Source organism: Actinosynnema sp. NPDC059797 (genome assembly GCF_042732085.1).
GTDB lineage: Bacteria > Actinomycetota > Actinomycetes > Mycobacteriales > Pseudonocardiaceae > Actinosynnema.
Map to the genome: position 1 here is coordinate 1 of NZ_JBHWIE010000265.1, position 9,738 is coordinate 9,738.

Annotated in this window: 9 protein-coding genes; 3 read left to right on the top strand and 6 right to left on the bottom strand. The window is 73.2% G+C overall.

Annotated elements, in window-relative coordinates:
* Positions 1 to 44: 44 nt before the first annotated feature.
* Positions 45 to 1,355: a serine hydrolase domain-containing protein gene (locus ACFV4N_RS33610; RefSeq protein ID WP_499676686.1), complete on the bottom strand. Its 1,311-nt coding sequence runs from the start codon at positions 1,353 to 1,355 to the stop codon at positions 45 to 47.
* Between the two features lie 50 nt (positions 1,356 to 1,405).
* Here ACFV4N_RS33610 and ACFV4N_RS33615 point away from each other — a divergent pair, with 50 nt between their 5' ends.
* The 3 genes from ACFV4N_RS33615 (at position 1,406) to ACFV4N_RS33625 (ending at position 3,723) form a co-directional block, all read left to right on the top strand.
* Positions 1,406 to 1,735, top strand: coding sequence for a hypothetical protein (locus ACFV4N_RS33615; RefSeq protein ID WP_499676687.1), 330 nt, complete (start codon positions 1,406 to 1,408; stop codon positions 1,733 to 1,735).
* 277 nt (positions 1,736 to 2,012) lie between these two features.
* Positions 2,013 to 3,173, top strand: a complete 1,161-nt coding sequence (locus tag ACFV4N_RS33620; RefSeq protein ID WP_499676688.1) for a glutathione-independent formaldehyde dehydrogenase — start codon at positions 2,013 to 2,015, stop codon at positions 3,171 to 3,173.
* A 1-nt stretch (position 3,174) separates the two neighbouring features.
* Positions 3,175 to 3,723, top strand: a complete 549-nt coding sequence (locus ACFV4N_RS33625; protein WP_499676694.1) for a type 1 glutamine amidotransferase domain-containing protein — start codon at positions 3,175 to 3,177, stop codon at positions 3,721 to 3,723.
* A gap of 213 nt (positions 3,724 to 3,936) precedes the next feature.
* On the opposite strand, the gene ACFV4N_RS33630 is transcribed toward ACFV4N_RS33625, so the two are convergent.
* The 5 genes from ACFV4N_RS33630 to ACFV4N_RS33650 all read right to left on the bottom strand — a co-directional run bounded on the left by ACFV4N_RS33630 (position 3,937) and on the right by ACFV4N_RS33650 (position 9,575).
* The gene (locus ACFV4N_RS33630) at positions 3,937 to 5,160 is read right to left on the bottom strand and encodes a vWA domain-containing protein (RefSeq protein ID WP_499676689.1); all 1,224 of its coding nucleotides are present in this window, start codon (positions 5,158 to 5,160) and stop codon (positions 3,937 to 3,939) included.
* Positions 5,157 to 6,392 carry an AAA family ATPase gene (locus ACFV4N_RS33635; RefSeq protein ID WP_499676690.1) on the bottom strand — a complete coding sequence of 412 codons (1,236 nt, stop codon included), beginning with the start codon at positions 6,390 to 6,392 and terminating at the stop codon, positions 5,157 to 5,159. Before ACFV4N_RS33635 ends, ACFV4N_RS33630 begins: the two co-directional genes overlap by 4 nt.
* A 65-nt stretch (positions 6,393 to 6,457) precedes the next feature.
* Positions 6,458 to 7,798, bottom strand: a complete 1,341-nt coding sequence (locus tag ACFV4N_RS33640; protein WP_499676691.1) for a hypothetical protein — start codon at positions 7,796 to 7,798, stop codon at positions 6,458 to 6,460.
* A 186-nt stretch (positions 7,799 to 7,984) separates the two neighbouring features.
* Positions 7,985 to 8,521, bottom strand: a complete 537-nt coding sequence (locus ACFV4N_RS33645; RefSeq protein ID WP_499676692.1) for a hypothetical protein — start codon at positions 8,519 to 8,521, stop codon at positions 7,985 to 7,987.
* Between the two features lie 859 nt (positions 8,522 to 9,380).
* Complete coding sequence (locus ACFV4N_RS33650; protein WP_499676693.1) at positions 9,381 to 9,575, bottom strand: hypothetical protein; 195 nt, start codon at positions 9,573 to 9,575, stop codon at positions 9,381 to 9,383.
* Positions 9,576 to 9,738: the final 163 nt, after the last annotated feature.

The window sequence follows — 9,738 nt, forward strand, 5'->3', positions numbered from 1 at the left end:
GGTCTACTCCACCCACCCCGGGACCGACAGCTGAACTTCGGCGGTCAGGTGATCCGGTAGGCGGCGGCGCCGTTGTGCAGGAAGCGGGCGCGGCCGTGGTCGTCGGAGCCGACCAGGGACAGGACCTGGTGGCCGCCGGACCGCGGTTCGGCGGTGATGATCGAGTCGTCGCCGAGGCGGACGACCTCGACGCGGTCCTCGGGCCCGCCGAGGAAGGACTCGGCGATGTCGTTGCGGGCGCGGTAGGTGAGGAACGCGCGGTCGTGCTCGCCGGCGAGGGTGATGTCGTACAGGGTGGAGCGGTAGGTGCCGCACATGCGGTCCTCGTCGATCCCGGTCGGGTTCGGCGGCGGCACGGGCAGGGGCGCCGTCTCGACGCCGGCGAGGTCCTCGAGCGCGGCGCTCACGATCTCGTGGGCCAGCGGCTCGCCGCCCGCGCTGTTGGTCAGCACGGCCACCGCCACCCCCGCCGAGGGCGCGACGCGCAGGAACGCCTTCTGCCCCTTGGAGACGCCGGTGTGGCCGACGACGCCGTCCCGGTGCAGCATCCAGCCCAGTCCCCAGCCGGTGACGCCGCCGCCGAAGTCCGGGACGGGCTCGACCTGGGGTTCGCGCAGCGCCGCCAGCGAGTCGTCGGCGAGGTGCAGGCGGACGAACTCCAGCAGCTCGCGCGCGCTGATCGCGAGGTGCGAGCCGCTGGGCGCGGAGTAGTAGGACACCGCCCACTCCTTCACCGGGACGACCTCCGCGCCGGTGTGGACGTGGCCGACGGCGGCCCGGTGCAGGATCGCCTCGTGGGCGTCGGTGGCGACGGTGCGCAGGCCCAGCGGCGCCACCAGGCGTTCGCGGAGCACGTCGTGGAAGGGCTTGTCCCGCAACACCTCCACCAGCCTGCCGAGCACCACGTACCCGCTGTTGGAGTAGGACAGGACGGTGCCGGGCGGGAGGAGCTGCTCCTCCTCGGCGAGGGCGGCCACGAACCTCTCGATGGCGTCCTCGTTGCGACCGGTGTCGGTGAAGTGGTTGCCGTCGATCCCGCCGGTGTGGGTGAGCAGGTGGCGGGTGGTCAGGGTCTCGGTGGCGACCGGGTCGCCCAGCCGGAAGCCGGGCAGGTAGTCGCGGACGGGGCGGTCGAGGTCCAGCACGCCGTCGTCGACCAGTTGCCGGACCAGCGTGGCCGTCCAGACCTTGGTGATCGAGCCGATCTTGAACACCGAGTCGGTCGTGGCCTCGACCCGCGTGCGCAGGCTCAGCACGCCCGCGGCCTCGTCCCGGATCTCCCCGGCTGCCAGCACGGCGACCTGCGCGCCCGGCACCTCGTGCTTCGCGAGCAACTCGCCCAGGTCCCACCCCATCCCGCCAGGCTAGTGGCACGCCTCCGGGCGGATCGGCCCACCCTGCCGGGGTGATCGAGGTCGGTTCACGGGCGCGCGTGCTGCCGGCTCCCCCACCGGTCGTCCGGGGGGCGCTCGTGGAACCCCGCCGACCGGGAGCCCGGCCGTGGCTCGTCCTGCTGCCCGACGAGGTCGAGCCCGAGGTCCTGGCCGCGGAGGAGCCCGACCGGGTGGTGTGGTCGTCGCTGTGGCCGAGCCGACCCGACGACCAGGTGCACTTCACCCTGACGCCCGCCGGGAACGGGGGGACCTCGCTGAGGTTCGTCCTGAGGTCCGCCTTCACCCGATCGGGCTCCAACTGCGGTGCGGTGGTGCACGACGGGGGCACTTCCGCGCAGTGACCGGTCGGTGGGTTGGTGGGATCGCCGAGGGGTAGCCCAGCCCACATCGGTCGCGCCCCGGGCCGTGGTGCACCGGGGCGTTCGACGGTGCGCGACCGGGTGCGGAGGCTGCCCGCACCCCGACCGGCGAGCCCGGATGGAGGGCGAGGAAGGCAGGAGGAGGTGCCGAGGCGGGACCGGCAGCCGCGGTGGACCGCTGGTTTGGGCGGTTTTCCCAGGGTATTCGGCCCTGAAGGGGCCGCCCGGACGGAGGCGGACCCGTGACGAGGAGGTAGCCGTGAAGGCAGTGGTGTACGACGGGCCGAGGCAGGTCAGTGTCAAGGACGTGCCGGACGCGCGGATCGAGCGGCCGACCGACGTGCTGGTGCGGATCACGTCGGCGAACATCTGCGGTTCGGACCTGCACATGTACGAGGGGCGGACCGACTTCGAGACCGGCCGCTGGTTCGGGCACGAGAACCTGGGGCAGGTGGTCGAGGTCGGCGCCGGGGTCGACAAGGTCCGGGTGGGCGACTGGGTCGTCCTGCCGTTCAACATCTCGTGCGGGCACTGCAAGAACTGCGAGCGCCAGCTGACGAACTACTGCCTGACCGCCCAGCCCGAGCCGAAGATGGCCGGCGCCGCCTACGGCTTCGCCGACATGGGCCCGTGGGCCGGAGGGCAGGCCGAGCTGTTGCGCGTGCCCTGGGGCGACTTCAACTGCCTGCGGCTGGGCGAGGACGCCGAGGAGCGCCAGACCGACTACGTGATGCTCGCCGACATCTTCCCCACCGGCTACCACGCCACCGAGATGGCCGGCGTGCAGCCCGGCGACCAGACGGTCATCTACGGCGCGGGCCCGGTCGGGCTGATGGCGGCCCTCTCGGCGACCATCCGGGGGGCGAGCAAGGTGATGGTCGTCGACCGGCACGCCGACCGGCTGCGACTGGCCGAGTCGATCGGCGCGATCGCCATCGACGATTCGGAGGTCGACCCGGTGCAGGCCGTCCTGGAGGAGACGATGGGGCTGGGCGCGGACAACGGCTGCGAGTGCGTCGGCTACCAGGCGCACGAGCCCGACGGCCGGGAGCAGGCCAACCTGACGATGAACCGGCTGGTCGCCTCGGTGCGCTTCACCGGGAAGATCGGCAACGTCGGCGTCTTCGTGCCCCAGGACCCCGGGGCCGGCGACGAGCTGGCCAAGCAGGGCAAACTCGCCTTCGACTACGGCATGTTCTGGTTCAAGGGCCAGCACATCGGCAGCGGCCAGGCCCCGGTCAAGAAGTACAACCGGCAGCTGCGCGACCTGATCGCCGCGGGCAAGGCCGAACCGTCCTTCATCGTCAGCCACGAGTTGCCCCTCGACCGCGCACCGGAGGCGTACGAGCACTTCGACAAGCGGGACGACGGCTGGACGAAGGTCGTCCTGCACCCGGCGACGGCAGGGGCCGGTGCCTGACGTGGCCGGGGAGCTGAGCGGACGCCGGATCGCCATCCTCGCCGCCGACGGGGTGGAGCGGGTCGAGCTGGAACAGCCGCGGCGGGCGCTGGACGACGCCGGAGCCCGCACCGTCGTGGTCTCCATCGCCGGCGGGGAGATCCAGGCGCGCGACCACGACCTCGAAGACGCCGGCACCTTCACGGTGGACCGGCTGGTCGGCGAGGTGTCGGTCGACGACTACGAGGCGCTGCTCCTGCCGGGCGGGACGGTGAACCCGGACAAGCTGCGGATGGAACCCGCCGCGGTGCGGTTCGTCCGGGACTTCGTCCAATCGGGCAAGCCGGTCGCCTCGATCTGCCACGGCCCGTGGAACTTCGTCGAGGCCGACGTCGCGCGGGGACGCCGGCTGACGTCGTGGCCGAGCGTGCGCACCGACCTGCGCAACGCCGGGGCCGAGGTGGTCGACGAGCCGGTCGTCACCGACGGCAACATCACCACGAGCCGGTCGCCCGACGACCTGCCGGCTTTCTGCGAGCGCATCGTGCGGGAGTTCGCCAAAGCCCCGTAGGCAGCCACCCGGGTGACCGCCGCCGCGTCGCCGGCGATGCCCGATCGCTGCGGCTCGGCGCCCGGCCGCGGAGTTCCGGAACCCCACCCCCTGAACCGGGGAGATCAGTGGTGGCACGCGTCCAGGAGATCCGCCGCGTGGTGTGGTGCCGCTCGGCCGGCGCCGGCGCAAGGGGGTTGCTCCCCGGATCCGCCACGCCTGTCGTCGAGGAGGTCAGCCGATGGTGACCACGCGTGCCCACGCGGGTGGCGTGTCCGGCACGTAGTCGGGATCCTCCTCGTCCACCCGGCGCTGCCGGGGGAACAGGCCCACGACCGTCTGGCAGGCCGGTCGCGCGTCGGGCCAGGGCGTCCACCCGTCGGTCAGGGCGACGACGACGTCGGGGCGCGGGCTGGCGCGCAGGGCCTTGGCGAAGCCGGTGCGCAGGTCCGTGCCGCCACCGCCCACCAGCGGGATCCCCTCGGCGTGGCACACCGCGCGGGTGAGGTGGGCGGCGGCGTCGCAGGACAGCACCGAGACGAGGTCGCGTCGACCGCCCACGGCGCGGGTGATCGCGGCGACCTCGACGATCGCGCTGCCCAGCTCGGCGTCGCTCACCGACCCGGAGGTGTCGACGATCACGCAGACGTGAGGCGGCCGGCGCCGCAGGCTCGGCAGGACGACGCCGGGCAGGCCGGCCGACCTGCGCGAGGGCCGGCCGTAGGTGTAGTCCTCGCCCACACCGGGGCCGGTCACCGCCGAGCGGACCGCCGTCCCCAGGAGTTCACGCCACGGCTGCGGCGGGTGGAACGCCTCCTGCGCCCACCGCTGCCAGCCCTTCGGGGCGTTCCCCGGTCGGGCGTTGAGGCCCTGCGCCACCCGGAACCGGACGGCGTCCCGTTCCTGCTCGCTGAGCCCGTGCGCGCCGTCCGGCCCCAGGTCCCACTCCCGCTCCAGCCCGTCGGCGCCGCTGCCGCAGTCCAGCCAGGCGAACCCGTCGGTGTGCGGCCCGAGCCGGAACCGCCGCAGGTATTCCTCCATCAGCTCCCCCTCGGGCAGCCTGAGCAGGGCCGGCTGGACGGCGTCGGCGGGCCGGGGCAACCCGTCGCCGAACACGTCGTCGTTGATCTCGCAGTCGGCGGCGATGTTCATCCGCAGCCGCTCACCCGGTCCGGTCAGGCCGTGCTCCGCCGCGAATCGATCGCCGCGCCCGTGGTGGTCGCGCAGCAGGTGGGAGACCTCGTGCACCCAGACCCCGGCCAGCTCCTCCACGGGGGTGCGGTCCACGAACGCCGGCGAGACGTAGCAGCGCCAGTGCCGGTCCACGGCCATCGTGGGCACCCGCCTCGACTCCACCACGTGCAGCGCGAACAACGCCGTCGCCAGGTACGGCCGGCACCGGACCGCGTGCAACCGGGCGGCGAAGAGCTTCTCCTCGTCCATGCTCACCGGCGTCACCCGCGGGCTCCCGCCTCGACCGCCGCCCGGTCCGCCCGCCGCGACAGCGACACGACACCCGCCAGCCGCTCGATCGCCGCCGGCACCTGCCAGTCGTCGCGGCGCAGCGCGGCGAGCGTGGACGCCGGCACGACGACCAGGTCCGGCGCCCCGGTTTCCAGCGCCAGCACCAGCAGTGACCACGCCGCGTCCCAACGGGAACGCTCCGGTCTCCCGCGCACCGCCTCCACCACGCCGTCGAGCACCGCCTGGCGCAGGTCGCCGCGCTCGGGCAGGACGGCCGCCGCCGGGTCCGCGAGCAGCGACTCGGGGTCGGGCAGGTCCATCCGGTCCAGGCAGGCCAGCAGCTCCAGGCCCGGCCCGTCCCCCACGGCGCCCCGCACCAGCATCGACAGCACCTCCCGGGAGGCGTCCGCCGCGGTGGCGAAGGCGATCAGGCGCAGTGCCATCTCCCAACTGCGCGGCGAGGGCCAGGCACCGCCGCGGCCCGCTTCGCCCTTCGGCAGTTGGTGCACGAGCCCGGGGCGGGCGGCCAGGAGGTGGCACACCGCCCGACGGGCGAACGCCACGGCTTCGGACAGCCGGCCCGGGTCCAGCCGAGGCAGCGTCGCCCTCGGCCACGTCCCGCCCAGCCCGCGCACCACCACCTCGTGGTCGTGGGTCCACTGGAGGTGGACGAAGCGGTTGGCCAGCGGCGGGCTCAGCTCCCAGCCGTCGGCCGCGGAGGAACGCGGGTTGGCGGCGGCCACGATCCGGACGCCGGGCGGCAGGCGCAGCGCGCCGACCCGGCGTTCGAGCACGACGCGCAGCAGCGCCGCCTGGACGGCGGGCGGCGCGGTGGACAGCTCGTCGAGGAACAGCAGCCCGTGGCCCGCCCGGACCAGGCGCACGGCCCAGTCGGGCGGGGCCATCGGCACGCCCTGCACGGCGGGGTCGTCACCGACCACCGGCAGGCCGGAGAAGTCGGAGGGCTCGTGCACGCTGGCGATCACCGTGGTCAGCGGCAGTTCGAGGGCGTCGGCGAGCTGGTTCAGGGCGGCGGTCTTGCCGATGCCCGGCTCGCCCCACAGCAGCACCGGCAGGTCGGCGGACACGGCCAGCGTCAAGGCTTCCAGTTGGGTGTCGGCGCGCGGTTCGGTGGTGGTGTCGCGGAGCAGGGCGAGCAGGTCGGCGGCGGTGTCCATCGGTCGGGCGGGAGCCGTTCCGGGAGCGGGGTTCACGGCAGTGGGCATGGTCGTTCACCTCGGGGTCGAGTGGGGGCCGTGCGTCGGCCGGGTGTGCGGGAGGGGTTCGGAGGTCAGCGGAACATCGTGTGGCGCGGGTGGGCCCGGCCGATGCGGCGGGTGCCCCGGGCCGCCGGGCGCGGTCCGAGCCCGGCGAGCCCGGCCCTGAACAGCCCGTGGGCCACCCGCCGCCGCATCGCCGCCTCCAGCTCGTCGCGCAGCGCGCCGCCGCGGAGCAGCGCGTCCGGCCCGAGCAGGTGCTCGACGACGGCGAGGGCGCCGGCGGTGTCGCCGTGGTCCAGGCGGGCGCGGACGTCCACGAGGGACTCCGGGTGCCGGTGCGCCTCGTCGATCACCCGCAGGCACGGCAGCGCGGTACCGCCCAACGCGACCAGCAGCTCCTCGCGGCGGATCTCGTCGGGGTCGTGGTCGAGCGGGACGAGCACCCCGTCCACCACGTCGATCCGGTGCGTCGCGCCACGGCACTCGACGAGGCGCGCGTGTCCCGAGCCGTCCGCGCCGCTCGCCGCGCCGACCGGCCGGTGGTCCGGCAGGAGCGCCGACGCGACGATCGGGTGCAGCCGGTCGGCGTCGACCAGTCCCGCGCGGAGCAGCTCCAGGTCGGGCAGCACGCGGGTCGCGGCGTCCGGCAGGACCGGCAGCGCGCGGCCACGTCCTCGCCGGGGAGCCGCCGTGATCCTCGGCGCGGACGGGTGCAGCACCAACCGGCGCCGGGCGTCGAGCCGCACGGTGACGACGTCGTCCGCGCATCCGTCCGCGCGCAGCAACAACGCCGCCTCCGGCACCCACCGGTCCACGGCGAAGCCGCCCACCACGTCGGCGGGCATCCCCTCCACCGCAGGACCACGGCCCGTGGTCCCGGACCGCTCCCCCAGCTCACCGGCCCTGCGCACGTCCCACAGGTGGCGGTGCAGGTCGAGGCGGAACCGCCGGTCGGGCCGGGGATGGGGGTGCGGACCGGCCCCGGGTCGGGACGGGTCCCAGAGCGCGAGGCTGATCCGCTGGCCGGCATCCGCCCAAGCCGGCGGCGTGCGCGCCACGAGGTGCACCGCGCCACCGCTGTCGGCCGTCGGTGGGTAGCGGGCCAGGGAGACGGTGAGACCCGGCCGCAACAGGCCGTCCGGCCCGATCCGCGGGAAGTGCCAGCGGAGCAGGTCGGGGGCGAGGTGGCGCAGATCGGCGCGGACCTGTTCCGCGAACCGCCGGCCGTGGACGTGACGCGCGGTTCGCAGGTCCAGGTCCACGTCGACGCGCGCGGCGGCACAGGCGCCGGCCCAGTCGCCCACCACCCGGCGGGTGGTGGCGGTCTCGATCATCGAGGGTGGCACGGCGAACTGGCGCACGTGCGACCAGAAAAGGAGGCGGGAGTCCTCGTCCGCGGTCAAGGGGCGCATCAGCACTCACCTTGGGCGAACGGAACCTCCGATCTGCTCAAGTAGGCGATCATCGGGGCGAGCGTAGCAGAACCGCCGTTGCCGTCCCCACCCGCGGGTCACTTCGGCGGGGCCGGCACCGGTGGTGCGCAGGGCGATGTCGCGATCGGTCGCGTCCCGCGACAGGTGCGTCGATCCGCCGGGTGGTCAGGCGAGGAACTGGGAGATCTGCTCCTTCTCGGCCCCCGCCGCGCGCAGCCACTCCAAGGTCGCGGACCTGAGGTCGGCGATCACCTGTCGCTGCCAGTCGACCACCTCGTCCGGCGGCTCGTTCCTGGTGCACACGGTGATCGGGAGGCTCTCGCCCCGGTTGAGCGCCTTGGTCCCGGTGAGGTGCTGCGGTTCCTTGTCCGCGGCCGTGCGCTTCTCGTACTTGCCGGTGGGCAGGATGTTCAAAGCCTTGGGGTGCTTGGTGCTGATGTCGACGTCGGTCTCGTTGTCGATGAGGTGCAGGTGTTCCTTGTCCCTGAAGTGGTCCGCGTCCTTGCCGGGGGCCTGCAGGGATTCCAACCACAGGTAGATGTGGCGGTTGGTGTTCTTCTCCTTGTGGATGACCCAGTCACCCCACTCGTCGCCCCCGGCTTCCCGCAGGATCGTCTTGAACAGCCATTCGCCGAACGGGAGTAACTCGCCTTTCGCGTCGTCGCTCGCCCGGAACGAGATCTTGCCGCTGACCGCACCCATGTGGGCTCCTCACTCTGAAGTGGTTACCGGTCGTATCGGTCCGGTGTCGCCGGTGTTACCGGACCGGACCTCGGGGCAACCGCAGTGGTGGGCCGGCGTCCGGTGGCTGGGCGTCGGCGTGGCACGCGGCCACCCGGTTCGGGCACCAACCGCGTCCAGGTAACAACCACCACGGGTTATCGGGGGAAGCTCATCCCCTGATGGCGACACCTGAAACGCAGCAGACTGCCGTGACCGCGGTCGTGCAAGTACGTGCCAGGGTGGCCAGGGCAGATCTGGGATCACCCGGTGCCCTGATCCAAAATTTCTCCCGGACACCGCTGTCACGGTGTTGCCGAGAGAAGGGGGAAGTCATGGGAAAGTGCAGCCCTGTACGGACTCGTCGCCGCGCTGGTCGTCGGGTTGGTGGGCACCGGAACCGCCTCCGCCGCACCGCCGTCCCCGCCGCAGCGGATCGGCGGCATCGACCTCACTGTCGACCTGGCGAGCCTCGCCCAGGAGGTCGCCACGTTCGAGACCCGGCTTAAGGCCCGCCACGTGCCCTTCCGAGACATCGTTACGAGGTACGCGGTCCAGCCGTGCGACGGCACAGGCGAGGTCGCCGCCGGGGTGCGCCTTCCAGCCGACGCCGAGAAGCGGTGCCGGCAAAGCCGCGATACCGGCACGTCCGATGCCTCGCCGACCAACTTCTACGACGACCGGCAGGCGCTCGCCGTCACCGCTTACCTCCTTGCGGCGGACGGCAAGGAGGAGGCGCGGGTATCCCTGTCGCCCAACTTCGCGTACGAGGGCTACGAGCACATTTCCCTGCGGCGCGACCGGGGAGTTCGCCACCCGCGTGGACTGACTGGCGGAAGATCTACAAGACCGACAGGAACGCACCCAACGCCACCACCGAGTTGTTCGTGCTCCAGGCGGGGACGATCAAGCGCACCCGGCCCATGCGGTTCTCCTCGATCGCACTGGACCGGTCGGTGTCGCCGAACCTGCTGGTGACCTCCGAGGGCGCGGTCAGCCGGGGCGACCGGTTCCGGCTGTCCCGCAGCGCCGGCACCGAACGCCCGGGACGGCTGTCCTCGTGGCACACCCGCGAGTGCGGCGCCCAAGGAGCACCGGCAGTGGACCGTCGGCTCGGAAAGCGCCTCCTACCGGGACCTGGAGTCCGGACGACCGGCGGGTCGGCGCTCCGATCAGGGAGTCGGCCCGCCGGTCAGCAG

What these genes read in the sequence shown, in the direction of transcription:
- ACFV4N_RS33645 (WP_499676692.1), bottom strand. Translation starts at nt 8,521, where the DNA reads ATGGGTGCGGTCAGCGGCAAGATCTCGTTCCGGGCGAGCGACGACGCG.
- ACFV4N_RS33635 (WP_499676690.1), bottom strand. Translation starts at nt 6,392, where the DNA reads ATGCCCACTGCCGTGAACCCCGCTCCCGGAACGGCTCCCGCCCGACCG.
- ACFV4N_RS33640 (WP_499676691.1), bottom strand. Translation starts at nt 7,798, where the DNA reads ATGCGCCCCTTGACCGCGGACGAGGACTCCCGCCTCCTTTTCTGGTCG.
- ACFV4N_RS33610 (WP_499676686.1), bottom strand. Translation starts at nt 1,355, where the DNA reads ATGGGGTGGGACCTGGGCGAGTTGCTCGCGAAGCACGAGGTGCCGGGC.